25 protein-coding genes are annotated in these 24,958 nt (G+C 64.1%); 13 read left to right on the forward strand and 12 right to left on the reverse strand.

What is annotated here, in order from left to right:
• Nucleotides 1-96: 96 nt before the first annotated feature.
• Nucleotides 97-1,653, forward strand: a complete 1,557-nt coding sequence (locus tag V5A38_RS00575; RefSeq protein WP_332323794.1) for a hypothetical protein — start codon at nt 97-99, stop codon at nt 1,651-1,653.
• On the opposite strand, the gene V5A38_RS00580 is transcribed toward V5A38_RS00575, so the two are convergent.
• The 3 genes from V5A38_RS00580 to V5A38_RS00590 are packed head-to-tail and all read right to left on the reverse strand — an operon-like array spanning nt 1,650 to nt 5,045.
• Nucleotides 1,650-3,152 (reverse strand): amidase family protein, encoded by a 1,503-nt coding sequence (locus tag V5A38_RS00580; protein WP_332323795.1) that lies wholly within the window; start codon nt 3,150-3,152, stop codon nt 1,650-1,652. The two genes, V5A38_RS00575 and V5A38_RS00580, sit on opposite strands and share 4 nt — an antisense overlap.
• A gap of 52 nt (nt 3,153-3,204) precedes the next feature.
• A complete protein-coding gene (locus V5A38_RS00585) occupies nt 3,205-4,146 on the reverse strand; it encodes a PfkB family carbohydrate kinase (protein WP_332323796.1) in 942 nt (313 codons plus the stop codon).
• Nucleotides 4,147-4,202: 56 nt separating this feature from the next.
• Nucleotides 4,203-5,045, reverse strand: a complete 843-nt coding sequence (locus V5A38_RS00590) for a M55 family metallopeptidase (protein ID WP_332323797.1) — start codon at nt 5,043-5,045, stop codon at nt 4,203-4,205.
• Between the two features lie 310 nt (nt 5,046-5,355).
• Between V5A38_RS00590 and V5A38_RS00595 the strand changes: the two genes are divergently transcribed.
• Together V5A38_RS00595 and V5A38_RS00600 are read left to right on the forward strand one after the other, a co-directional pair.
• Nucleotides 5,356-5,775, forward strand: a complete 420-nt coding sequence (locus V5A38_RS00595) for a hypothetical protein (protein ID WP_332323798.1) — start codon at nt 5,356-5,358, stop codon at nt 5,773-5,775.
• A gap of 114 nt (nt 5,776-5,889) precedes the next feature.
• Nucleotides 5,890-6,867: a C40 family peptidase gene (locus V5A38_RS00600; protein ID WP_332323799.1), complete on the forward strand. Its 978-nt coding sequence runs from the start codon at nt 5,890-5,892 to the stop codon at nt 6,865-6,867.
• Nucleotides 6,868-6,891: 24 nt separating this feature from the next.
• Here the strand turns inward: V5A38_RS00600 and V5A38_RS00605 are convergent, their stop codons facing one another.
• The 3 genes from V5A38_RS00605 to V5A38_RS00615 all read right to left on the reverse strand — a co-directional run bounded on the left by V5A38_RS00605 (nt 6,892) and on the right by V5A38_RS00615 (nt 10,349).
• Nucleotides 6,892-7,962 (reverse strand): M20/M25/M40 family metallo-hydrolase, encoded by a 1,071-nt coding sequence (locus V5A38_RS00605; RefSeq protein WP_332323800.1) that lies wholly within the window; start codon nt 7,960-7,962, stop codon nt 6,892-6,894.
• 100 nt (nt 7,963-8,062) lie between these two features.
• Nucleotides 8,063-8,833 carry an MOSC N-terminal beta barrel domain-containing protein gene (locus tag V5A38_RS00610; protein ID WP_332323801.1) on the reverse strand — a complete coding sequence of 257 codons (771 nt, stop codon included), beginning with the start codon at nt 8,831-8,833 and terminating at the stop codon, nt 8,063-8,065.
• A 67-nt stretch (nt 8,834-8,900) separates the two neighbouring features.
• Nucleotides 8,901-10,349 carry a hypothetical protein gene (locus V5A38_RS00615; protein WP_332323802.1) on the reverse strand — a complete coding sequence of 483 codons (1,449 nt, stop codon included), beginning with the start codon at nt 10,347-10,349 and terminating at the stop codon, nt 8,901-8,903.
• A 257-nt stretch (nt 10,350-10,606) separates the two neighbouring features.
• Here V5A38_RS00615 and V5A38_RS00620 point away from each other — a divergent pair, with 257 nt between their 5' ends.
• The 5 genes from V5A38_RS00620 (at nt 10,607) to V5A38_RS00640 (ending at nt 15,903) form a co-directional block, all read left to right on the forward strand.
• Nucleotides 10,607-11,503, forward strand: a complete 897-nt coding sequence (locus V5A38_RS00620; RefSeq protein WP_332323803.1) for an NAD(P)H-binding protein — start codon at nt 10,607-10,609, stop codon at nt 11,501-11,503.
• Nucleotides 11,503-12,210: a hypothetical protein gene (locus V5A38_RS00625; protein ID WP_332323804.1), complete on the forward strand. Its 708-nt coding sequence runs from the start codon at nt 11,503-11,505 to the stop codon at nt 12,208-12,210. The genes V5A38_RS00620 and V5A38_RS00625 overlap by 1 nt, the downstream gene beginning before the upstream one ends.
• Nucleotides 12,211-12,647: 437 nt before the next feature.
• On the forward strand, nt 12,648-13,070 hold the full coding sequence (locus V5A38_RS00630) for a macro domain-containing protein (RefSeq protein ID WP_332323805.1): 423 nt from the start codon (nt 12,648-12,650) through the stop codon (nt 13,068-13,070).
• A gap of 89 nt (nt 13,071-13,159) precedes the next feature.
• The gene (locus tag V5A38_RS00635; protein ID WP_332323806.1) at nt 13,160-14,308 is read left to right on the forward strand and encodes a nicotinate phosphoribosyltransferase; all 1,149 of its coding nucleotides are present in this window, start codon (nt 13,160-13,162) and stop codon (nt 14,306-14,308) included.
• Between the two features lie 389 nt (nt 14,309-14,697).
• On the forward strand, nt 14,698-15,903 hold the full coding sequence (locus tag V5A38_RS00640) for an inorganic phosphate transporter (protein WP_332323807.1): 1,206 nt from the start codon (nt 14,698-14,700) through the stop codon (nt 15,901-15,903).
• Between the two features lie 11 nt (nt 15,904-15,914).
• Here the strand turns inward: V5A38_RS00640 and V5A38_RS00645 are convergent, their stop codons facing one another.
• From V5A38_RS00645 to V5A38_RS00660, 4 genes are all read right to left on the reverse strand, one after another.
• Nucleotides 15,915-16,346: a universal stress protein gene (locus tag V5A38_RS00645; protein ID WP_332323808.1), complete on the reverse strand. Its 432-nt coding sequence runs from the start codon at nt 16,344-16,346 to the stop codon at nt 15,915-15,917.
• An 874-nt stretch (nt 16,347-17,220) separates the two neighbouring features.
• The gene (locus tag V5A38_RS00650) at nt 17,221-17,496 is read right to left on the reverse strand and encodes a hypothetical protein (protein WP_332323809.1); all 276 of its coding nucleotides are present in this window, start codon (nt 17,494-17,496) and stop codon (nt 17,221-17,223) included.
• Nucleotides 17,493-17,792 (reverse strand): hypothetical protein, encoded by a 300-nt coding sequence (locus V5A38_RS00655; RefSeq protein WP_332323810.1) that lies wholly within the window; start codon nt 17,790-17,792, stop codon nt 17,493-17,495. The genes V5A38_RS00650 and V5A38_RS00655 overlap by 4 nt, the downstream gene beginning before the upstream one ends.
• Before the next feature lie 2 nt (nt 17,793-17,794).
• Nucleotides 17,795-18,145 carry a helix-turn-helix domain-containing protein gene (locus V5A38_RS00660; RefSeq protein ID WP_332323811.1) on the reverse strand — a complete coding sequence of 117 codons (351 nt, stop codon included), beginning with the start codon at nt 18,143-18,145 and terminating at the stop codon, nt 17,795-17,797.
• A 128-nt stretch (nt 18,146-18,273) separates the two neighbouring features.
• Between V5A38_RS00660 and V5A38_RS00665 the strand changes: the two genes are divergently transcribed.
• Complete coding sequence (locus V5A38_RS00665) at nt 18,274-18,999, forward strand: plastocyanin/azurin family copper-binding protein (protein ID WP_332323812.1); 726 nt, start codon at nt 18,274-18,276, stop codon at nt 18,997-18,999.
• Between the two features lie 315 nt (nt 19,000-19,314).
• Nucleotides 19,315-20,355, forward strand: coding sequence for a lysylphosphatidylglycerol synthase transmembrane domain-containing protein (locus tag V5A38_RS00670; protein ID WP_332323813.1), 1,041 nt, complete (start codon nt 19,315-19,317; stop codon nt 20,353-20,355).
• A 28-nt stretch (nt 20,356-20,383) separates the two neighbouring features.
• Here the strand turns inward: V5A38_RS00670 and V5A38_RS00675 are convergent, their stop codons facing one another.
• Nucleotides 20,384-20,755, reverse strand: a complete 372-nt coding sequence (locus V5A38_RS00675; protein WP_332323814.1) for a hypothetical protein — start codon at nt 20,753-20,755, stop codon at nt 20,384-20,386.
• Between the two features lie 155 nt (nt 20,756-20,910).
• On the opposite strand from V5A38_RS00675, the gene V5A38_RS00680 reads away from it, so the two are divergent.
• Nucleotides 20,911-21,624: a glycosyltransferase family A protein gene (locus tag V5A38_RS00680; protein ID WP_332323815.1), complete on the forward strand. Its 714-nt coding sequence runs from the start codon at nt 20,911-20,913 to the stop codon at nt 21,622-21,624.
• 404 nt (nt 21,625-22,028) lie between these two features.
• On the forward strand, nt 22,029-22,547 hold the full coding sequence (locus tag V5A38_RS14605; protein WP_345786263.1) for a hypothetical protein: 519 nt from the start codon (nt 22,029-22,031) through the stop codon (nt 22,545-22,547).
• 93 nt (nt 22,548-22,640) lie between these two features.
• Here V5A38_RS14605 and V5A38_RS00690 read toward each other — a convergent pair whose 3' ends face one another.
• Nucleotides 22,641-23,291, reverse strand: a complete 651-nt coding sequence (locus V5A38_RS00690; protein WP_332323817.1) for a TrkA family potassium uptake protein — start codon at nt 23,289-23,291, stop codon at nt 22,641-22,643.
• Between the two features lie 209 nt (nt 23,292-23,500).
• Here V5A38_RS00690 and V5A38_RS00695 point away from each other — a divergent pair, with 209 nt between their 5' ends.
• Nucleotides 23,501-24,955, forward strand: coding sequence for an APC family permease (locus tag V5A38_RS00695; RefSeq protein WP_332323818.1), 1,455 nt, complete (start codon nt 23,501-23,503; stop codon nt 24,953-24,955).
• The last annotated feature ends 3 nt before the right edge of the window (nt 24,956-24,958 follow it).

Here is a 24,958-nt window from a genome sequence, read left to right on the forward strand (position 1 = left end):
TCCAGATACTGCGGAGCCCAGGGGGCCGGGTCCGTCAGGTGTAGCTCGTCCAGCCAGGGGATGGAGCTTTGAGGGTGGAGGGTTTAGGCAATGACTATGCGCGAGGACGGTCCCTCACTTCAGACCGACCGTGTGGGCCAAGCATCCACGATCGGTGTCATCCTGATCCTGGCGATTACGCTGATGGGGACGGGGTTAGTCGTCGGCTACGGGATGCAGGCCATCGGCGACACCGAGCGGGTGACGACGCTCTCGAAAGCCGAGCACTCGATGACGCAGTTCGACTCCCAGGCGGCCATCGTCGCCCTCGGCGAGAGCGCGGTCCAGCGGGTCGATCTGGGCTCGGCGGCTGGCGGCCGGTTCTCCGCTGATGATGACGGGGGGTGGATCCGGATTGTCCACCGAAACGTGAGCGGTAACGGAACCAACGAGGAACTGTACAACGCGTCGCTTGGAGTCGTCCAGTACGAGAACGACGATACCACCGTTGCCTACCAGGGCGGTGGGGTCTGGCGGCGCAGCGGCAACGGGAGCACGATGCTCTCGCCACCGGAGTTCAACTACCGCGGCGGGACACTGACGCTCCCGGTTATTCGTGTCTCCAACGAGGATAGTGCTGCGGGGGAGGCGACGGCGATACTCAAGCGAGCCAATAACTCCCGTCGTGTGTATCCGAACCAGTCGACGACGTACAGTACCAGCAGCCGGGGCTACAGTAATCCGATCACCTCCGGCACGGTCACGGTGACGGTGAAAAGCGAGTTCTACAAGGGATGGGGGTCGTTCTTCAACAGTCGGACCGCCGGCAACGTGAGCATCGACCACGGAAACGGAACTGCAACAGTTGAACTGCTAACGCTCGATAAAGTCGGTGATTTCACGTTAGCGGACATAGTCGACACCGACGGGGTTTCGGCCACTGGGCAGTCACCGGGACACAGTCTCACCGAGTTCAGCATGACCGCCGAATCAGACCAGGGAAACGGGTTCAACCATCACTACATCAGTTTCTACGCCGAGGAGGACAACCACCGGTTCCAGTATCTCGTCCACATCCCGCCCGGGACGAACTGTAATACTGGCGTCACCAGCAGCGACACGCTCGAGGCGGCGGTGCTCTACCGGAACACCGCCACCGGTGAGCAACACGAGTGGTCGAACAAGAGTATCAGGGCTGACAGCGGCCCGATCCGCCTGGAGTGTCCTGGCGGCGGCGGCGGTGGCGGCGGCGGCCCGCCGGGCATGGGCGGCGGCGGCGGCCCGCCGAGCATGGGCGCCGAACTCCATATCGACGTCACGTCGAGTCAGCCGTTCACCTACGGTGATATCTCGGTCGATGGCACCGATTACGACTGGAGCGGGACCCCGGTGAGCACCGCGAATTTCAACCATACCGAGGATGGCGAGCCGTCGACGTTCCAGCCGACAAACACGACGACGAGCCAGCATCTCGCCCGCCACTACGTCGCACTGCTGGGAGATGATTTCACGCTGTACGGCCTGGCCGGGACTGGCAACAACGCCAACGGTGGCGGGGCACAGATCAACTACGGCGAATCCATCGGGACGTTGGATTACGACACCGCCGGTGAGACGTACATCACGTATCTCCACGTCACCGAGAACGATCTCGAGGTCGAACTGGAGAGTTAGTCGATCCGCCCGAACCCCTCGGGCGGTCGGCGGTGATCGGTTGCCTGTTCGAAGCTGTACGCCACCTCGAGCAGCCGGGGCTCGGCGAATTTGCGCCCCAGTAGCTCCAGCCCAACCGGGAGCCCGTCGTCAGTGAACCCGGCAGGGACCGTGATGGCCGGCAGTCCCGTGTGGGCCGCAAGCTCACATCGCAGCTCCTCGAATGGCTGGTGGGCCGGAATCTTGACCGGCGGCACCGTCGACGGCGGGTACAGCAGCGCGTCGAGGTCGTGCTCCACCAGCCGCGCTTCAGTGTCGACGCGGATCTCCCGTCGGCGCTCCAGGCGGTCGAGGTACTCCGCGTTCTCTCGTAGCCTCTCGCTATCGGCTTCCAGGATATCACCGTCGTGGATGCGTTTCTCGATGCTCGGCGCGATTATGTCAGTCTCGACCAGTTCCGCGAGCGTGTCGTAGGGAACCTCGGGGCGGTCAGCCAGATAGGCGTCGATATCGCGCTTGAACTCATAGCCGAGCACGCGCGCGGAGTCGAGGAACTCCCGGTCGATGATTTCGACCGGGTCGACGACGGTTGCGCCGGCAGCCTCGAGTTCGGCGATGGCGTCGTCGATGACCTCGGTCACGGCCTGAGCGGCGTCCGGGTCGGCATCACGCTCCGGCGAGAGGCCGAACAGCTCGCGAGCGACGCCGATTCGGGCGCCCGACAGCCCATCTTTGCGGAGATGTGAGACGTAGCCGTCCGCCGGTGGCTCGCCGACACCGGTTGCAGTCACCGGGTCCTCCCGGTCGTAGCCAACGAGCACGTCGAGCATTCTGGCGGCGTCCTCGACGGTCCGGGTGATCGGGCCCACAGTGTCCTGGGTGGCACAGAGCGGGACCACGCCGCTTGCGCTGACCAGCCCGCGACTGGGCCGGAAGCCAACGAGGTCGTTGAACGCCGGCGGCGAGCGGACCGAGGAGCAGGTGTCGGAGCCGGTTCCCACGGCGGCGAGGTTGGCGGCGATAGCGGAAGCGGTCCCCCCGCTCGATCCGGACGGCCGGCGGGCTCGATCGTAGGCGTTGCGCGTCGCCCCACCAAGGGAGCTGATGGTGTCGACCCCAAAGGAGAGCTCCTGGAGGTTCGCCTTTCCGAGGACAACCGCGCCGGCCTCTCGGAGCTGTTCGACGACGAACGCGTCCTCCTCGGGGATGCAGTCGGCGAGCGCCGCTGAGCCGGCTGTTGTCGGCATGTCGGCTGTATCCTGGTTATCTTTCAGCAGGAGCGGGACGCCGTGAAGCGACCCGGTGAACCCTTCCTCGGCGAACCGCTCGTCGAGATGGTCGGCACGTTCGCGCGCGTCGCCGTTCAGTGTCAGGACGGCGTTCAGCTCGTCGTCGTAGGCAGCGATGCGGGCCCGGTAGCTCTCGACGAGGTCGACGGCCGTGCAGTCACCGCCCGCGATGGCGTCGTGGATTTCGGCGACGGTGGCTTCTCGAACATCGAACTCGGCAGGTGTAGACATTCGTGGAGAAGGGAGACGGCCACCCACTTAACAATGAACCGCCGTTCGGGTCCTACCCGTCCGCCGCTCGAAACCGCCGGAGTTCTTCGAGCGTCGGAATGCCCTCGCGCGCACCGGGCGTCGTCGTCGACAGGGAGCCGGCGATGACCGCGATATCCAGTGCCTCGCTGAACTCGTCGCCGGCCGCGAGTCCTGCGGCGAGGAAGCCACTGAGCACATCGCCCGCACCCGTCGTGTCGACAGCGTCGACTTCTGGCGGGATGGCCTCGTCCACGGGGGTATCGCCCTCGACAGTGACGGTGTCGCCGCCGCGCTTGTGAATCACGATGCCATCGAACTCCGCGAGCGCGTCACCGATGGTCGCGTACTCGTGCTCGTTCGGGGTGAGATAGTCGACGGCGTCGTAGCCCAGCAGCGGGTCTACGCCCTCGGCAGGGGCGGGGTCGAGGACGACAGTTGGCCGGTCGGGCTCCTCGCGCAGCCGGTCGAGTAGTTCGGCGACCGGTTCCACCGGTACTTCGTTCTGCAGCAGCAGGCAGTCGGCAGCCAGAATGATGTCGTACTGCTCGTCGATATAGGCGGTATCGATGGCGTCGTTAGCGCCGCTACTGATGGTGATACGGTTCTCGCCGTCCGGGTCGACGAACACCTCGGCGGTCCCGGTCGGGACCGCCGCAATCCCGACGGCGCTGACGTCGACGGCTGCTTCGCGGAGCGCCTCCAGTACGCCGAACTCCTCGTGGTCGTGACCGACTTTCCCGAGCAGCGTGGTGTCGGCGCCGGCAGCCCGGGCGGCGATGGCCTGGTTCGCACCTTTGCCGCCGTGGCGGATGCGGTCGGGGGCGGGCCACTCTCCGGGGAGTTCCTCGACGGTGACGGTCTCACCGGGTCCGGGGAACCAGCCGTCGCGCGCTTCGAGCGCCTCCAGTTCCGCCGCTTCGACGGTCCGCACCCTGTCGACATTGATACTTCCGAGGCTGACGACACGACTCACATCGTCCACAGCGGGCGGCTGGCACCTGAAGCTTCTGGACGGGTCGGGTGGCTGGCTCAGCCGTAGTACTGGTCGGCGGCCCGGCCACCCGCCCGGAGCATCGCGACCGTCGCCTCGAACGCCGTTATGTACTCCTCGTCGGCCACAGCCGTCTGCCGGGCATCGACGCGCTCGATGCCGGGCAGTCGCGACGCCTCCTCGGCCTCCTGCGTCGTCGCCCACGACGCGGTCATCGTCACTGGCGTCGACGCCGTCGTGACGCCGAGCGTTCCGTCACCAGCCCGTTCGACCGCTCGTCTCGCACCCTCCTGGAGACGCGGGCGCGTTTCACTCCCGGGCCAACAGGTCGCGGAGAAGCGGTCGATCGCCTCTTTCACGATGACACGCTCCGCGTCGGGTACCTCGGCTGTGGCTTCCTCGGCGGTGGCATCGTCGCCCGTCACCAGTCCAACCGGGACGCCGAGTGCGCCGGCGAACCGGGCGTTCCAGCCCATCTCCCCGACTTCCTCGCCGTTGATGTGGAGGCTCTGCAGTTCGTGGCCAAGAACGGTGTGGTTGAGCACGGCTGCGGGCGTTCCCATCTTCGCGTGGTAGCCCACGAACAGCGCGACGTCGTGCTCACTCCGTAGCCCCTGGACCATCGACCGAGGTTTGGTGTTGCCCCGGATCAGTGTCGCGCGGTCGTCCAGGCGCGCCCGGTCCAGGTTGCGCATCGTCGAGTGCGAGTCGTTGACCAGCACCTCGTCGGCGCCGCCGTCGAACGCGCCCTCGACGGCGGCGTTTACGTCCCCGTGAAGCAGGTCGACGCCGCGCTCGTACTCCGGTTCCCCGTTGACCACGTCTTCCGAGGGTGCGATTCCCGTGATGCCTTCCATGTCCGCTGAAATAAACGCGTTCATGCGGGGTCCTGCGGGGAGCGGCGAAATAAAGCTACCCCGTGGCGCTGTCGACGATTATCGCCGCTGATCCGGGTATCGCCCGGCGCCTGCAGCACCTCCCGGACGGTTTCACATTCCCGGTGTCGGTGACTCACGCTGGCGTCTCCACCGTTGCGTTCCACGATGCACACCGGGGCCGTCCCGCCGGTTGTCGGCTCCGTGTTCCAGTCCACTGTCGTCGGTGTCATCGGTGTTGTCCAGCGGGTGTTCCCCGTCGTTGTGCTGATTGACCGTTCGTACCGAGGTCGCTGACGGATGACCGGATCTGTCGATGCAAGCGGGGTCGGGCCGGCTGAAGCAGCGCGACGTGAGTCTCTTGGCGAACGCGGTGGAACACGGCCAACCCGATGACCACCATGGCAAACTCGAGAGCGGCTTCTTTTTCCCGCCGATCCAGAACCCCCGTCGAAGACCGAATGCGATGTTCGACGCTGACGACACAACGATGAAGGAAGCTATCGGCGACGGCGGCTTCATCGTAACGCGGGTTCTCGACGCCCACGGCTGGGACGTTCGCGTGACCGAGAGGTCCACCGGCGGCGTGCGCTTCGAGTTCACCGGCCACTCGGTGGAATGGGCATCTTGGCCGACGATGACCGTCTGGGAAACGGTTTTGTCACTCGATTTCGACGGTCCCGCGACGGGTGAGAGAGTCCGTTGCCAGGGGTTCTGCCCAGGCTGTGAGATGTAGGTGACGATGGTCGACGAGGAGTGCTCTGACTGCGGGACGGCGCTTGACCCAGAGTAGCATCGCCATATCCCCGGTTGCCGAACCGTTTTTCCAGTGCTCACCGAACGGGAGGCCATGGGAACTCCCCGAAGCGACGTTGGGCTCACGGTCGACGCGTTCAGCGCCCGCGAGGTCCCGGACGGCCGAACCCGCGTCTGTGACCTCTCGGTCAGCTCCGAAGGCTGCGATACCGTTGTCACCGGAACAGTCTCCACGCACGATCTCGCCCGGCGACTCTTCACGCTGCTCCGCGAGGTCCCGGACGTCGACCGGGCGGCGTCCTCGGTTCGGGTTCTTTCGGACGTGGCGAGTGACCGCACGGTCACGGACACCGCCGTTCCCGTCCGGAGCGACCCGGACCAGGCTGCTGAACAGGCCACCCAACTTCTCTATGGTGCGGAGGTAGTGGCCTACGACGCCGACGGAGAATGGCGACGGGTCACCGCCCCGGATGGCTACGTCGGGTGGGCCGCCGCCGAGGCCATCGCGTCCGCCGAGTCGCTCGAGGCAAACGCTGTGCTCCGGGCGAATGTCGAACTCGACGACGGGACGTTCCTTCCGATCGGGACGCCGGGTGAAGCTGTTGCGGAGGATGACAGCACGGTCGAGGTACGGTTTCGATCGGGCGAGACGGCGACAGTGCCCGCCGAGAGTCTCTCCCGGCCGTCAGGACTCCCGTCCGGTCAGGACATTCTCGACATCGCGCGCCAGTTCGCCGGCACGGAGTACGAATGGGGCGGGATGACGACGGCTGGTATTGACTGTTCCGGCCTCGTCTGGGTCAGCTACCGCGTGTTTGGCATCGAACTCCCGCGCGACACCGACCAGCAGCAAACAGTCGGCGTCGCTGTTCCCCGGGACGAACTGCGCCCGGGGGATCTTCTCTTTTTCCCCGGTCACGTCGCCATCAGCACTGGCGGGTCGGGGTACGTCCACGCCCACGGAAGCAGCGGCGGGTTCGTCGAGAGCAGCCTCGACCCCGACGACGAGGGGTATCTCGCCGACCTCGACGATGGGCTCACCTGCTGTCGACGACTCCTGCCCGAGAACTGAGGGGGAGGAACGATTTCCTACGGCTCAGCGTCGAATGTCCTCAGGACCGGGGAACTCCGTCCCGAGCGCGCTGACGAGCGTCGCGACCGTCTCGTTCGCATCCGTGAGGTCGAGCGTCTCGACCGGTGAGTGGGAGTACCGGCAGGGAACGGCGATTGCGCCGGCGTAGCGCCCGCCGCGAACCTGCTGGAGCTCCGTCGCGTCGGTGGAGCCGCTGACCATCACCGTCTCCTGGATGTCGACGTCGGCCGACGCGGCCCCACCTTTCAGCCACGTCCGCGTCTCGCGATCAACGAGCACCCCGCCAAACAGGTACTCCGAGGTGCCGTCGGCAAACTCGATAACCGGCCCCTCGCCGAGTTTCGCGGAGGGCTCGGGTTCGTCCGCGGCGGGGTAGTCGTCGGCAGGGAAGATCTCGAGGGCGATTCCCACGTCCGGGTCGACGGTGTGCCCGGCCATGCGCGCGCCGCGCAGGCCGACCTCCTCCTGGACCGTCGCCACGTAGTGGACGGTCATCTCCGTTTCTGCTGCCTCGGCGACGGCGACGAGGATGGCGAGCGCGATTCGGTCGTCCAGCGCGCGGCCCGTGATGCGGCCGTTCGCGAGGTGGTCGTACTCGCGGTCCCACGTTGCGAAGTCGCCCGCCTCGACGTTCAGCGTTGCGACCTCCTCCCGGGACGTGGCGCCGATATCGATGGTCAGGGACTCCTCGTCGATTTCTTCTTTTTCGTCCTCGGTCATGAGATGACGCGATTTCGGCCCGAGGACGCCCAGCAGCTCGTCCGGACCGACGACGACCCGCTGGCCCGGGAAGTTCCCTTTGTAGTGGCCCGCAATCTTGGTGTACTCCAGGAAGCCGTCGTCCCGGATGGTATCGACGAGCAGCGCAAGCTCGTCCGTATGGGCCGCGAGCATGACCGCCAGTGCGTCGTCATCGCCCTCGCTGGTCGCGATGACGTTTCCCTGTGCGTCACGCTCGATTCGGTCGACGTGCTCGCCGATGCGCTCGGCGAACTCGTCGGCGACATCGTACTCGTTGCTCGGTGCGCCGCGCGCGGCGACGAACGCCGCCAGGTCGTCCTCGTCGATCTCCATACCGCAGTAGAACGGAACAGTCCCAAAAACACTGCGGGTCGGGGAAAGACGGGTAGTCGACCCGCGCGTCGGTGACTCTCACCCCGACTCTGTCGGAGCGTCAGGTCACCACACGAACCTCGTCACCGACCCGAAGCTGTTCACCGCGGTCCCGTTCGGGGACCCGCGCAATGAGCATCATCGTGTAGAAGTGGTCGAACGCGTTCTCGTCGGCCCAGTTGGGAAACGTCTCCTCGCGGCGCGTTACGAACCGCTCGCGGAAGGCCGACAGCGCCTCCCCTGTCTCAGGGTCGCGCTCGGGGACGATACAGCGCCCGCAGGGCGTGACACCCTCGAATCGGACGGTACCGATCTCGAACGACGGCGCCCCGTCGCCGACGAACCGGTCCTCCCAGAACGCTGGCACACCCGCAACCTCGACATTGGCCCGGAGCCGTCGTCGCGCGCTATCGACGGTCATCTCTTCGAACCACGAGGCGACTGCCTCCAGCGTCGCCGTGCTGATGACCGAGGGCCCCATCTCGCGCCGATCCACGAAGCCCAGCGACGGGTCCTGCTCCAGCGTGAGCGCCTCGTCGAAGTAGTCGCTGAACCACTGACCGGCAGCGTCGCGCTCCGACGGGAGCTCGAACACGTGCTCCTCGCCGTCGCCCGGTTCGACACGGAACGTGGCTGACTCCGGGTCGAACGCTGTTCTGAGTCGATGAACCCGGTCGGTCCGCTTCCCGTTGAGAACGTCGCCCTCGGCGTCGAAGAGTGCGAACTCCCGGTCGTGTTCCAGCGTCCCGCCGTCGACCAGTTCTGCCGCGTTGACGTCGATTCCGTCCAACCCTTTTACCGGATATACTGTGAGCCGTTCGAGGCGAGCCATTGAGAGGGCATTGCTGCCCGGCTGTAATAGCGGTTCGTTCGAGGCAACTGGGCGAGGCCGGGAACTCTCAGCCTGGTGGAAGGCTGGTTTCGTTCGCGGTCTCGGTCGGCGTCTCGGTCTGTTCAGCGGCGTCATCGGTGGTTCGGTTCTTCGCCGTGTCCAGCCACTCGGGGGGCGAGACGGAGCCGCTACCCTCGCCGACATCGAGGTACTCCAGGTGGAACCGGACCGGGACCGGCTCCCCCTCCTCCAGTGGGTCGATCTTGTAGCGCACCCTCAGCGACCGGACGAACCCGCGCTGGTCCACGAACGCGACGGCTCTGTAGTCGATGACGTCCGTCCGGAGCTCGATCGGATCACCAGTCGCTTCCACTCGGAAAGTCTGGCAGTCCTGCGTCTCGCTCGTCGACGCACAGCTGACCGACGAGTTCGGGGTCCAGAGGAACCGCTGTAGATAGAGATCGACCCAGCCAACCTGGTCTGAGACGCCAAGAATCCGGCCGCCCTGCTGTTCGACCGAGGCGCGTCGGTACACCAGCTGTTCGGGCCCGTCGAACCGCCAGAACTTCTGGCTGCCGTTTGCGTACACCTGCTTGGTCAGCATCGCTCGTGACGAGTTGTTGCCGACGTCAACCTGCCGCTTCGGGTCCCAGACGGTGAGGTTGTCCTCGCGTTGCTCGACGCGAAAGCCGTACGGCGCGACCTCCTGCTTCTGATACCGATAGTGGACCCAGTTCTGGATCTGTACTGTGGCGTTCCACTGCGTGAGGCCGAGCATGAACGGTGCATGCTGGGGGCCGCTGGCCGCTATCCGGTAGGCGTGGGACTGCCCGTCGAGGAACTCGAAATGGGCGACCGTCAGCTCACCGGCGTTCTCGATGCCGTCGGGGCCGAGTCCAGGCGGGTACTCCTGGTTGCCCCCGATTGCACCGGCTGCACCTGGTGTATACGTCACGTTCAGTTCCGGCGACGCAGCGTCCGAGTCGAGCGTTGGGGGCAGTCCGACACCCACAGCCCAGACCGCGATGCCGATGAGAAGAATCGCGACGAGGACCGCCTGTCGCGCGTTCCAGTCGAACGAGGGCCAGAGCGCAGCGAGATTCAGTCCCGAATCCGCAGCGTCATCCTCGAGAACGACGACTGAAAGCGGCTGGTCGAAGTACTCCGTAAAGAGCACAGCCGCCTGCTCTCGGTCGAGCCCGTAGAGCAAGAGATCACACAGGTCAGCGGGGGTCCGATAGTCGACTCCAGCAGCCTCGGCGGTCGAACGAACCCCGCCGTGGTCGCGAGTCACGACCACCTCGTCGACGTCCGGGAGCGAGACGGACCTGAGCCGAGGTGGCTCCAGTATCGCGATTCGTCGCGTCTCGCCATCCTGACTCACCTGAAGCTGACCGTCGTCCATCTTGACGTCCACCCCACGAGCCGCGTAGAGGTCAGCGACGAACTCCCGTTTGGCCTGGGTGTCGAGCCGGTCGAAAAGCCGCGCGAACGTCGCCCCTGAGACCGGGCCCATCGGACGCTACGAAGTGACGGGGAAACAAAAGTCTTCGTCGGATAAGAGCGCCCCAGACACCCTGAACTGATACGGTCGTGCGTAATTCGGTACCGCTTCGCAGCGACGAGTTCCGTCTCTCGGTGTTGAAACGACGATGTTCCCGAAGGTCGCTGAGAAAAGGGACACACGACCGTCTGAGAGGGTCAATGTCATGGATGGCCCCTCACCAGCTGAGCCGTCCAAGAGCATAAGCAATGTGGGCTCCTACCGAGCGTATGAACGTTCTCGTCACCGGCGTAACCGGGTTCGTCGGTGACCGACTCGTCCCCGCGCTCCGTTCTGCTGGGCACGACGTCTCCGCTCTTGTCAGGAACACCGATGCGTACGTCCCGCGGGATGGAGTCACCGTTTTTCAGGGGGACGTACTCGAGCCGGAGACGCTCGAGGGCGTGCTTGCCGATATCGACGCGGCCTACTACCTCATCCACGCGATGGGTGGTGGCGCGGGGTTCGAAGAACGCGACAGGCAGGGTGCGCGCAACTTCGCCGAGGCCGCCGACGCTGCGGGTGTCGATCGGATCATCTACCTCAGTGGGCTGGGTGTGGACGGCGAGGACCTCTCGGCCCATCTCCGCTCACGGCGGGAGATCGAGGAGGTTCTCGGCGAGGGCGAGTACGACCTGACTGTGCTCCGGGCAGCGATCATCATCGGCGACGGGAGTGCGAGCTTCCAGATCATCCGCCAGCTTTCTTCGCAACTGCCGGTGATGATCACGCCACGTTGGGTCTCGACTCGCGTCCAGCCGATCGCGATATCGGACGTCATCGCGTATCTCGTCGGGATTCTCGACGTCCCCGAAACAGCGGGTGAGACGTACCAAATCGGTGGCCCTGACGTACTCACATATCGGGATATACTGGTCGAAACCGGGCAGATACTCACCGGGCGGAAGCCGATCATCGTCCCGGTCCCGATCCTGACGCCGCGGCTCTCCGCCTACTGGGTTGATCTCGTCACCAACGTCCCGGCCGGAGTTGCGTACCCCCTCATCGACGGCATGGCGACGGACGTGGTTGTGACGGACGACCGGCTCGAGTCACTGGTTCCAGTGGACCGCACGCCGTTCGAAATCGCGGTCCGACGAGCCCTCGAAGAGCGGGACAGCGACTGATGGCCCCGAACTACGGGGAGACGTGGGTGTACGAGAGTCTCGTCGGCGCGGTTCCCGGACTGCAGCTATCCGACCGGATGGCACTCGCGATCCAACTGGTCCTGTTCGAAGCCGCCGTGCTCGCGGTCGCGGCGGGCTATGGGCTCTGGGACGCGGTCCCGGCCGCCACCGCAGCCATCGTCGTCGCCGTCGTCGGGAGCTGGCTGATGCTGACGTTCAGCCGGACCATCCGGGAACTACGCACGCCGGAACCGTATCGCCGACTGCTGTTTGGCTCCAGCGTGGAGATGGCGCTAAGCCTCCTCGCATTCGTGCTGTTTGTCACATACCTGTTCGTGGTCGACCCGCGAGGCTCCCAGCCGACACTCCTGCAGCAGCTACTGGGTCCGGAGCCACCCGCGATTGCGGTGGTGCTGTTGCTACTCATCTGTTGGGACGTCATCTACCGCATCGGGACGTGCTGGTGGGCGACGGTTGTCGGGTTCTGGCGGTCGCTTCGATACAGCTTCGACCGGCCAACGACCGGTCGATTCGCCCGCCTGGACGCGCTGAACGTGCTGTTTGCAGCTGTCCAGGTGATGCTGCTCCCGTTCGTTACTGACCACCTCATCCTCGTCGTCGCCGTTCTGGGACACCTCGTCGCCGTCGTCCTCGTCGCCGCTGCGTCCATCGCCCTCCAACGGCGACGGGTCACCGAACGCAGTTGAGCGACCGGTGGCTGCACGCGATTCTCCTGTAGGCCAGCGGCGTACGAGCGTTCCTACGTTCGACGCCGGGTTCGAGGCGTTCGACCCCGCCGAGCGAGTGCCGGACGTCTTCGAGAGGAACCTGCTGGTCGTCTTCGGCATCCTCGGCGCGCTGTTACTCGTCCGATCGATCAGTGCCTGGCGCGAGGGCCCCGTTGCCGCGGGAGACAGCCGAGTCAGCAGCGGCCTCTGGGTTTCCTCTCTCGTCGCAGTAGTATCGGCCTGCACAACCTCACGAAGGGGCTCGCCATCGGGCCTACCGGGTGTCTGCAGGGGCAGTCGGTGACGACCGAGACCGAGCTGGGACTACCTACTTCGCGAACAGCGGACGGGCTGTCCCCATATCAGACGTCTCTGGCGGATTCGGGGTTAATTACGTGCGCTGCATATCGGTGAGTATGGAGTTCACTATCGTCCAGGGGGATATCGCCGAACAGGAGGCGGACACCCTCGTGAACGCCGCGGGGACGAGTCTCCAGATGGGCAGCGGTGTCGCCGGCGCGCTCCGCCGACACGCAAACGGCCCGATCAACGAGGAAGCGGTGTCGAAAGGCCCCATCGACCTCGGAGCGGTCGCCGTGACCGACGCCTACGAACTCGATGCCGAGTACGTCATCCACGCGGTCGCGATGCCGCACTACGGCGACGGGCGCGCGACTCCCGGGAGCATCCGCGCGGCGACGCGGAACAGCTTCGAGAAAGCCGACGAACTCGACTGTGAGTCACTGGTCGTCCCAGTGCTTGGAACCGGAGCCGCAGGGGTACGGGTCGGAGCCGTGCGAGATGGCCTGGGGACGCGCGGCGGTGTACTGGGTTTTTGAGCATAAGGCTACGGATATTCAATACGGACGACCCACAGCGGCCACGAGGACGGTTGCTGTGTGTCGAATAGCCCGAAGACATGCTACACATGAGCGAGTTCGACATCATCCAACCCAAGGCAATCGAGGCAGGGGACGCGACTGACGCATACTTCGACCGAACGGTCGAGACACTCGAGTACGCGGACCGGAACCCCACCGTCGTCGCCGAGGTCACGGCCGACCAGTTCCCGTCCGGCGAGTTCGAACTGCTCGCCGGCCTGAAAGACGCGGCGCATCTTCTCGACGGGTTACCGATCGACGTGGACGCGCTGCCCGAAGGGACGCTCTTCGACGGCGGCCCGGTTCTCCAGATCGAGGGAGCGTATCTCGACTTTGCGCGGTACGAGACGGCGCTACTGGGCTTTCTCTCCCACGCGTCAGGCATCGCCACGAACGCACTTTGCACCCGTCAGGCGGCACCGGAATCACTGGTCCTGAGTTTCGGGACGCGACACGTCCATCCCTCGATCGGGGCGGTTGTCGAGCGGTCCGCGCTGCTGGGTGGACTCGACGGCCTCTCGAACGTCGCTGCTGGCGAGGTCATCGGCCAGGAGGCCGGCGGAACGATGCCCCACGCGTTACTGATCTGCTTCGGAAAGGGGAACCAGGAACTGGCATGGCGAGCGTTCGACGAGGCTGTCGCCGATGCTGTTCCCCGGGTGGCTCTCTGTGATACGTACTCCGACGAGGTGGACGAGGTCATGCGTGCGGCTGCGACCCTCGGCGACTCCCTCGAAACTGTCCGCCTCGATACGACCGGCTCACGGCGGGGCGACTTCCGCCACATCGTCAGGGAGGTCAGGTGGGAACTCGACGCGAACGGGAACGAGGACGTCGACATCTTCGTGAGCGGCGGGGTCACGCCCGAAACGATACAGCAGCTCCGGGACGTCGTCGACGGCTTCGGGGTCGGTGGATACATCAGTAACGCTGACCCGGTTGATTTCGCCCTCGATATCGTCGAGGTGGACGGCACGGCTGGCGCAAAGCGCGGAAAGCTCTCCGGACGAAAGCAGGTCTACCGGACTGCCGACGGCGGCCATCACGTTGGTCTCGCCAACCGCGCCGGCCCGGAAGACGGCGAAGCGTTACTCGAACCGCTCATCCGTGACGGCGAACTCGTTCGCGAGTTCGACCTGGATACCGCGAGCGAGCAGGCGGCGACCGATGCGGCTCGGACCGGATTCGGTCCCTGAAAACCGCAAGCTGTCCCCCGAAGAGCAATGCAGCCGGCCGAGGAGGAGCCGGCGTACGAAGGGTAAAATTCGGGTAATACGTCCGGTTCCGACGGAATTTCTTGGTGAAAATCCTCGATAGCAGTTGGTTAGAGACTGGTGAGGGAGTCGTTATTGTCTTCTGTCCGGCAGTATCAGTACCGACCCAATCCGGCGACCGCAGTCAAGAATCGGCTGACAGAGTGCCTGCTCACGGCCGTATCCTCCCGAACGCACAACAGCCGCTTTCGGCCGTCGCGAGTGTTCGACGAGCAGTTGCGCACGCGAACGTTTATTCGGGAGCATATCTATCACAGCAACATGATTCACCCTCCCGTACGGTACCCGCTCAATCGTGGAGGAGTCTGAACGTGCCGGGGGTTCTCTTCTGGGCCCTGGTCGTACTGGCAACACTCACGAGCCTCGCCACGGCGTGGGCCCTCGGTGCGAACAGCAACTCACCACCGTTCGCGCCGGCGATCGGCGCCAATGCCATCTCGACGATGCGGGCGGCCTTCCTGATCGGCATCCTCGCGGCACTCGGCGCACTCACCCAGGGCGGGGCGATCTCGGAGACGATCGGGGCCGGGCTCATCAACGGTGTCCAGATCACGTCGCTCGCGGCAACGGCGGGGCTTCTGACCGCAACTGGGTTCATGGTCATCGGCGTCTACACTGGCTATCCAGTCCCTGCGGCGTTCGCGACCACCGGGGCGATGGTCGGCGTCGGCCTCTCGCTCGGCGGCGATCCCGCCGTCGATACGTACCGGCGAATCGGGATCTTCTGGCTGCTCGTTCCCCCTGTTTCGGGCGGACTTGCCTATCTGACGGCGACCCTCCTCCGCCGCGACGATATCCCAGATACGGTCGGCGTTCCGCTCCTGGCGGGGGTCGTCGGCGGAATCGTCGCAAACGTCCAGCTGGCGGTTATCCCCTCGCCGCCAACCGTCGCTCAGAGCTCCATCGCGAGTTTCATCTCGAGACAGTTCCAGACACCGACAGTCCTCGGAATCGAACCCGTTGCGGTGCTGGTCACGCTGGGCGCTGCCGTGGTGAGTTTCCGGGCGATCCGCCGACGGACACAACAGTCAGCTGAAAAAGGCATCCGCACGTTCCTCATCGTTCTCGGGAGCGTCGTCGCTTTCTCGAGTGGCGGCAGTCAGGTCGGACTGGCGACCGGTCCACTCGAGAACCTCTACGGTGTGGAACTCGGCCTGCCCAGTATCGTTCTCCTGGCTCTCGGCGCGACCGGCATCCTCGCCGGCGCCTGGATGGGCGCGCCGAAGCTGCTCCAGGCGACCTCCCGCGAGTACGCACAGTTGGGGGTCAGACGCTCGATCGCCGCGCTGGTCCCCGGGTTCATCATCGCGCAACTCGCCATCGCGCTGGGGATCCCCATCTCGTTCAACAACATCATCATCTCCGGAGTCATCGGTGGTGGACTCGCCGGCGGCTCGGGGGGCGTCTCCCGCCGAAAGATTGGCGTGACGCTCGGGTTCTGGGTCATCACGCTCGGGTCCTCTATCGCAGTCGGATTCGGGCTCTACAAGCTCTTCGCCGCGGCGCTCGGTGGCTGAGCACCGGTTGCTCAGCGGACCACGGTCACGGTCACGGGCGCCTCGCTGACGACGTTCGTCGCCACGGTTCCGAGCAACCGCCGGGCGACCTCGCCCTGCTCGCCCCCGTGCCCGCCCATCACGATGCGGTCGACGTCGTGGGCGGCGACGTACTCGAGGATTGTCTCGGCTGGCTCACCGGTCTCTATCGCCGTCTCGACCGTTCGGTCGACCTCCATCGCGTGGGATTTTGCTCGTTCGATGATGCGGTCGGCCCGGTTACGTGCGCTCTCACGGCGGTCCTCGCCGGGTTCGAGAATCCCCCCTTCACTCATCGACGCGTCGATGGGCGTCACCACGTTCAGGACTGTCACTTGACAGTCGAAGAGTTCGAGTGCCTCTTCCAATGCCGCATCCGCCAGCGGTGATCCGTCGAGCGGGACGAGGACGTGCGATGGCGCCATAGGACTGCTTGACTCCCAACCCACATATTGCCGGCGGTCATCCGGCAGTTCACGGGGCAAACAGCGAAATCGTCACCGCCGCGCTCGTGAGGCAAGCCACCCGGCTCCAACAGGAGTGGAGTGACTTCCGCTACCGGCTGCTCGGGATGGAGTAGTGGTTACGGCTGTGTCGATAATCTGGCCCAGAGTACGGTGAGAGATTCCTCAGCATTCAACACAGAGGAGCCACGTAGCACAACGAATATCGATCTTCCTGGAACCAGTACAAAACGGTCTGAATGAAAATAGGGGACAAATATAGAACGCTACACCCGGGGCGAGACCACTTCAGCGGCAGGTGATCCGAGCCGATACCAGCCATTGATCGCCCCAGCGACCCCGGACAGCACGTCGAAGGCTGTAACGAAGGCGATCCTGCCGAACAGTCCAGATGTATCGAACTCAAAGAGTCCAATTGGGAGGAGAATGAGCACAGTCGTACCCCCACCCCGAGACCGGCGAGAATGGCACGGGCGGGATACTCGCCGTACAGGTATCGTTGGGTAGTGGCCAGTTGACCGTCTGAGCCGCATGAACTCATCTGTGTTCGGGGGTAGCCACCGTGATTCCACAATCTGAGAGAGTGTCACAGAGGCGCCCTGTATTCATACTGCCGGACAGAACGATGCAACCATCGCTCGCCGTGAATCGGCCGTCAGCTCGTGTGAGAGCCAGAGACTGGTGAGCGAGTCTGTACTGACTTCTGTCCGGCAGTATATCTCATACTGTAATCAGGGATGGTCTTCCCTGATTTCGCACATTTTAGCTCGCTGGGGAAATCGAGATGTTGGCCTGTTTTGATACACTGAATCCCACCCGTGTACAGGTGGGTAGCTCATCTGAGGAACGACCAGAGGAGGACGGCAAATCCGCAAAGGAGTGCAACTGATTCAGCAATGTGGACCTGGGTCAGCGTCAGTGTCGTGAGTTGATACAGAAATCCCTCGATGAGGACGCCGAGGGTGATGAAGCCGAACCCGATTGTCGCGTCGCGGAGATAACGAGTCCCTTCCTGACGGTACGCGCGAAAACTGATAGCTGTCGTCGTAAGCCCCAGTCCGAGCAGGAGAACGCGGACTCCAACCAACGCCAGTTCCCAGCCATCACTCACGAATCATCACTTTCGTCTGTTGATTGGGGTAGCTGTCCATACAACGAGTACAGAATGACCAGCATCCCCACCGCGACGATGCCGGTCTGGATAGTGCCGGCCAGAAAGATCGACAGGTCGAACACATCGAACAGCACCCCTTCGATGACCGATCCGACACTGATGAACAGGAATCCGACAGCGACGTACAGCATCGGCTCGCTGCCATGGACGCTGTATCCATTGTACGCCTGATACGTTATCAACAACCCGAGTCCGACGGTGATGAGTTTCGCGATGACGAGTTCGATGTGCATGGTTAAGTCTCCCGGATATCACTCCAGATCCGTGAAAATCGTTTGGCTGCGTCTTCACGAACGTGTACGCTGACGTCGATCGTTCCTTCGTCGATATCGATGTCGAGGTGATCGATGTTCGCTTCGTAACGGCTGTGATGGCTTCCGTCCGCTTCGATCTGCGTCCGCTCGACGAGGAGGTCGGCGTCGATCATGTCCTCCACTCGCCGATAGATGGTGGAGCGGGCAACGTCACATGTTTCGCTGAGTTCTTTCGCTGACATGGCTTCCCGGCTCGTCGCTGCAAGAATCTGGCGGACGAGCTCTTCGCCGAGTAGCTCCAGCAGTACGGCAGGTGGTTCGTCACTGGACACAGCTGTTCCTCGCAGTGTCCGTTACACAAGCGGGCATACTGAAGAATGGGACCGGTTTGCGTCGCGTGCAAAACAGGTTCCCAGCCTATCCGGCCTCCGCTCGTACACGCATCTGTGAGGTGATCAAGATGTCCAACGAAACGCAGAGTCGACGGCGATTCCTTGCTGGCACCGCTGGAGCAACACTCACGCTCGGCCTTGCGGGCTGTGTCTCGGGCGAAGAAACCGGCGCAGATGGGAGCACGGAGGACGAAAAACACACCGAGAAGCACGAGGACGAAACAGACACCGAGCACCACGAGGACGAGACGAGTGATCACGACGACGGGCACGGTGACGAGGATACACACAGCGAGCACGATGAGCAGACCGACGAGGAGGGTCATGGCCACGACCACGATGAAGGAACGCCCGAAGAGCCCTCCCCGACCGCACACGTGACGATGGAAACCGACGGAAGCGAGCAACATTTCAAACCACACCTCGCCTGGGTCGAAACCGGCGGGACGGTGACCTGGGAAATCGAAAGCGGCCAGCACAACGCAGTCGCCTACCACCCGGAGAATGGGGGGAAAGCCCTCCGGATACCAGAGCGCGCAGAACCTTGGAGCACCGGGATGCTTCGTGAGGAGGGTGAAACCGCTCGCCATACGTTCGAGACCGAGGGTGTCTACGACTACTGCTGTACCCCACACGAAAGTGTCGGGATGGTCGGCACCGTCATCGTCGGCGAACCGGACGCCCACGACCAACCCGCCCTCGAAGACCCCCAGAGCTCCGTGCCCGAGGGCGCGAGAAACGAACTCACTGAGCTCGGAGAGAAAGTCAACGAGGCTCTCGGACACACTCACTAACGCCAGCGCCGTCCGAAGACACACCACCCGGTAATTCGAACCGGGCCCGGTTCAGCGTCCTGTGACTCGTCCGGGGCGACATGCTGGCATCGACGAGTTTGCTGACGAAATCGGTCAGGAGCGCGGCTGAGCCTCGACTGCGCGGCCTGTGAGGTGCGACGCCCAGGGTGACACCCAATTCAGTAGCTCGATACTGTGATCTCACTGGCGAGTACTGTCGCCGAATCACCGAGTCCGCAAAACCGGTTCCAGCCGCCACGCATAATGGACCCTGGTTCGTATTGCCAGTCAGTTCCCTGGCAGGAACTGTCTTCGATGGTCGACATCCACGACAGCGCTGAGCAGGTCTTGCCCTCGGGACGCGAGACACTGTTCGGAGCCGCTGTCGCCGCGGCGGTGCTCGCGGGATACGTCTGGCTAGCCGGGGGTGAGGCGGTGGTTCGGGCGCTCGGACAGCTCTCGCCAGCGTGGGCGACGACGCTGGCCCTGTCGGGGGGCGCTCCGCTGCTCATCTGGGGCGTCTCGCTCTGGATCGTGTTCGCCGCCATTCATCGGCGGATTCCCGTGTGGAAGGCGATCGGGCTGTTCCTCGCCTCGGTGTACCTGAACAGCGTTACGCCGTTCGGGCAACTCGGCGGCGACCCGCCGAGCGCTCTCCTTATCGCCCGGGAGAGTGGCACGTCGTTCGAATCCGGACTCGCCGCGGTTGGAAGCGTCAACGCGCTCAACCGTCTCGCGGTCGTCTGTCTCGGCCTCATTGGCGTGGCGTGGTACACCGCCCGAATCGCGGTCGCACAGCGGCTCCAGGAAGCCGTTGTACTTGTCGTCGGTCTCGGAGCGATCGGGGTGGCCGTCGTCGCAATCGCGTGGCTTCGCCGCGACGTCGTCGCTGACGTCCTCGCGACGCTCCTGCGGGCGCTCGGGTCACAGCTGCCGTTTGTCGAGACCCCGTCCCGCGCGGCGACCGTCGAGCGAATCGACGAGTTCGTCGCCGCGGTGGAACGCCTCGCGTCGCATCCGCGCGTGCTGGTCGCCGCGTTCCTGCTCGGCGTCGCCGGCCAGGTCGCCGTGGCCGGGGTTCTCTGGTTGGTGCTTGTCGCGCTCGGCGTCGCTGTTCCCATCCCGTTCGTCCTGCTCGTCATCCCGGCAGCGAAACTGGCAGGACTCACGCCGCTCCCAGGCGGTTCGGGGCCTGCCGAAGCGTTGTTGAGCGGATTGCTCGTGACGGGAGCCGAGGTTTCGGTCGCGGTTGCGGCGGCGGCGGCACTACTCTATCGGGCGGTCGCCTTCTGGCTCCCGACGGTCTTGGGCGGGCTGCTCACCATTGCATTTCTACTTCATCCGTCGGAGGAGTAGTCCCGTCATCGCTCGTTCCGATCCCGGCTCACGGTTGACGATACAGGAGGCCGAGAACGGCGATCAGCAGTACCTGCACGAGTTTGTCGATTATTTCGACGGGGCTGATGGCGGGATCGCCGCCGAGTTGGTTGAACTGCACCCAGAGCACGATTTGGAGCGCGGTGAACAGGATCCCCGCGACGTAGAGCTGTCGTCGCCGGACGTCCCGGAGAAAGAGCAGTATCCCCCCGAAGAAGCCGAGTCCGGCCAGAGCGAGTGCCACTGCGAGGGGTTCAAAGCCGAACGACGCGATACTGCTGACGCCGATAGCGAGGTGGATCACGCCGGTGACCGCCGCGAGCACGACTGTCCCCCAGTGGAGTCGTGTGAACGACGCCGTCCCGATAGAGTTGTCCATGGAGACGTATCAGGATACTGGTGACTAATAACTACTCCCCGTTGGACCGCTCGTGAACCCGTTTCCTGTACAGTTGGTCTCCAGGGTGAACCGTACGGGAACTGACCAGGTTGCGGAGCCGACAGACATTTGACGACATCGCCGTTTCCCTCTGTATGGATATCGAGCACGCCTGTTCTTGCGATGATCCGGTGGTTTCGGTGGTCGTTCCGTCCGTTCCCGCGTACGACCACAGCACCACGGTGGGCTGTCTCACCGACCAGTCTCTCGAACAGCCGTACGAGGTGCTCGTCGTCAACGACGGGTCACTCGACCGCTCCGAGGCGCGCAACGCAGGGCTCCGCAGGGCGAGCGCGGATATCGTCGCCCTGACCGACGACGATACGCGACCGCCGCGGGACTGGCTCGAACGTATCGTCCATGAGTTTCGTGGGGACCCAGAGCTCGTCTGTCTCGAGGGCGCGGTCTACGGCGGCTGTCGAAACCTCGGCTCGCGAAACTACGTCGGTTGTAACCTCGCCGTGCGGCGGGAGGCCGCGCTGTCCGTCGGTGGGTTCCGCTCGGCGTTCTCGGAGTGGCGCGAAGACGTCGAGTTCGGGTGGCGGATGGAACGGGACGCCGACGGTCACTGTCGGTACAGCGAAACGCTTCGGATGTGCCACCCGACAGCTCCTCGAACAGCGTTCAAGGCGGACCTGGAGCGACAGTTACGGGAGGAGTACCCCCGACGCTACGAGGAGGTACTGAACGCGTCGATAGCACGACGGCTCTACAGACGCCTCCGGGTGCTTGGCGTCACCCAACCGATTCACCGGGCGATGAACGCGGTCCGCCGGCGCATCGGTGACTCACGTGTCGTCTGGCCGTAACCCAATTGGCGGCCTTCCCGATGTGGCGCCCCTCCTCCGGAACCGCCGCGCGTTCACGAGCCTCAGCGTCCAGAGGGCTCGACAGCACCGAGAGCACCTCGCCCCTGAGCAATCTGCGTCTCCCGCCCGACGAGCGCACACACGACGAGCCTGCCCGACCACGGCGAACAGTGCCGCTCGGAAGAGCAATCCTCCACGGAACTGCAGGGGACTGCGGTCACCGGCAACGGAAAAACCACGATGCGGATTCCTGAAGCACGGGCCCGATTCGGGACAGAGCCGATGGAGCGTGCTGGCCCCGCTGGGTCGATAACCAAGCTGGGTGCCGGCCACGTCGAGAGTGAGATTGCGCTGATAGCTCCTGTACGAGTACTTTTCCCACCGGCGCCCGAGCTCTCGAGACGATGGGGAGGAACCCAACTCGTCGCGGCTATCTCGCTGGAGTTGGTGGTGTCATCACGGCTGGGCTCGCCGGCTGCAGCGAATCTTCCGAGTCACCCAACAGTAATAGGACAGGTAGCACTGAGCTATCGACTGGTGGCTCAGACACCGCGAATTACGCTGATCTGGATCTTCGGGAAGCAAACGTTGTTGGTGTCACTGTTGAACAGGCAGACGGTGAGTACCGCTTCGATGTGTCGCTCATCCATGACGACGACGGAGAGGACGGCTACGCGGACTGGTGGCAGGTCGAGACGCGGGAGGGAGCGGAACTCGGTCGCCGTGATCTCCTGCACGCCCACGGCACCCAGGTGTTCACCCGTTCCAGCACCATCTCGGTGCCTGCGACCGTCTCGGAGGTCGTCGTCCGCGGACACGATGAGACCCACGGCTACGGTGGACAGGCGATGATTCTGACCGTAGAGACGGGTGAAACAGACGCCGTGAAACAGGGACCGGAGCCGCAATCGTTCGCCGAGTAAGCTCGGCAGGAGCTGCGACCGATTCCAGCGGCAGAAGGGGCGAGTGCCCGACTGCCCGTATCTTTCGCTGCCCGCAAACGCGACCGGGCGAGTTCACGCCCGGAAGAGATTTATCACCTCGTCGACGACGTCGGATTCGACCGCAAGGATGTAGCGCTCCGTGGCCTCCAGAACCGTCTCAGGGCCGGCGAGTTCCTTCCGGTCTGCGGGTGAGATCAGGAGGCTGCCCTCCGGGAGTGCGATCTCGTCGAGACGTCGCCCCGCCACTGACGCTGACTCGGCGACGGCCAGCTCGATGATGTCGAGTTCGGCAGTCGGGTAGACGAGCGTCTGAATATCCTCACCGGTGAGCATGTCCGCCGCGTGGTCACCGCCGAGGGACTGTGGCAGCAGGGTGGCGTCGACCACCTCGTCGTACTCTTGCTCGGCCCGCGTTTCGGCTCTGGCGAGCGTTCGGATATCCGGGGCGACCTGCTGTGCTTCCATGCAGATAGCCAAGTTCGCTCCCGTCTCGTTGGTGAGTGCGGCGATGGCGTCAGCGTTGTCCAGGTCGGCCTGTTTCAGGACCGATGGCCGCGTCGCGTCGCCATGGATGACGGGGCCGAGGTAGGCCTCCGATAGTTCCTCGACGCGCTCCCCGTCGGATTCGATCAACACCACATCGTGGCCCTGTTCCGCGAGATTCTCGGCTGTCTGCAGCCCAACTCGTCCCCCACCGGCGACGACGTACCTGTTTTGTGCCATTGTTCGACCGTTCGAAGTGAACCGTCTTCAATGACCCTTCGATTCCTACACTCTGAAACGAACTCCCCGGTGTCAGCACGCGACCTCAACTGGCTTTATCAATCACCGGTATAATTCCTGCAAGGGGAGAACTCACCCGATAATAATATGCACCGAGCGAGTCCGCCTGAGCGTACAATGTACGACGAGCGAAACGGTGGCCGTGAGTAATGAGCGGGAGCCAGACCCGATCGCCGGAGGCCGAACTCGGGCTACTCGACGCGACGATGATCGGGATGGGAGCGATGATTGGGGCTGGTATCTTCGTTCTGACAGGGCTTGCAGCCGAAATTGCCGGCCCGGCTGCGATCATCGTCTTTGCACTGAACGGGGTCGTCACCGCGTTCACCGGTCTCTCGTACGCCGAACTCGCCGCTTCGATTCCGAAAAGCGGTGGCGGGTACGCCTTCGTCCGGGAGATTTTCGACGACTTCTCCTCGTTCATCATGGGCTGGATGCTCTGGTTCGCCTACATGATCGCGGGTGCGCTGTACGCGCTGGGGTTTGCGCCGAACTTCCTCGAGTTGCTGCACGTCTACGGAATCGTTCCGCCGCCGGGTCAGGTGGGTGCGATCGCGATGCCCGTCGTCGACGCGACGGTGCCGATCGCCTTCCTGCTGGCGTTCATCGCGGTACTCGGACTGGTAGCACTCAACGCGGTCTCGACAGCAGCCAGCGGGAGCGCCGAGACCATCTTTACGATTATCAAGGTGAGCATCCTGCTGGTGTTCGTCGCGTTCGGGCTCACGTCGCCGATGTTTTCGGGGGCCGAGTTCCAGCCGCTGTTCTCAGAGGGCACCGGGGCTGCCGCGGTGTTGCCGGCAATGGGGCTCACCTTCATTGCATTCGAGGGGTACGACCTCATCACTACCGTCACCGAAGAGGTCGAAAACCCTCGAGAGAACATCCCGAAGGCGATCTTCATCAGTCTCGTGGCGACGGTGATCGTCTACCTGACGGTCGTGACGGTTGCCGTGGGAACGCTCGGGGCCGAAGGACTCGCGGACGCGGGCGAGGCAGGTATCGCAACGGCGGCGACGTCCTTCATGCCGACCGGGCTCCCAGTCATCCAGAACGGCGGCGCACTCATCGTCTTCGGCGCGGTGTTCTCGACACTGACCGCGCTGAACGCAGTGGTGATCGCCTCCTCGCGGGTCGCGTTCTCGATGGGTCGCGAGGGCCAGCTGTTGCCATCATTCGGTCAACTGCATCACCGCTACGGGACGCCGTTCGTCGCGATTCTCGCCAGTGCGGTCGTGATGCTCGCGTCGGTCGCACTACCGACACAGAGCGCCGGCAACATGTCGAGCCTGTTTTTCCTGCTCTCGTTTATTATCGTCAACGTCGCCGTGATCAGACTCCGCCGCGAGCGTCCGAACATGAACCGCCCCTACGAGATGCCGTTCTACCCCGCGCCGCCGGTGATCGGCGTCGTTCTCAACCTGATTCTAACCGGGGTTCTCGTGGAGTACCTGTTCCGGACGGATCCGTTGGCGTTGGTACTCAGCGTGGGGTGGATCATTCTCGGGGGGATCGGCTACGTGGCACTCAACCGGCTGAAAGCGCCGCCGAAAGGCGAACTGACGGGTACCGACACGGACATAACACCGAAAGCTGAAGACTGAACC

It is taken from the genome of Halolamina sp. (assembly GCF_036626355.1).
GTDB lineage: Archaea > Halobacteriota > Halobacteria > Halobacteriales > Haloferacaceae > Halolamina.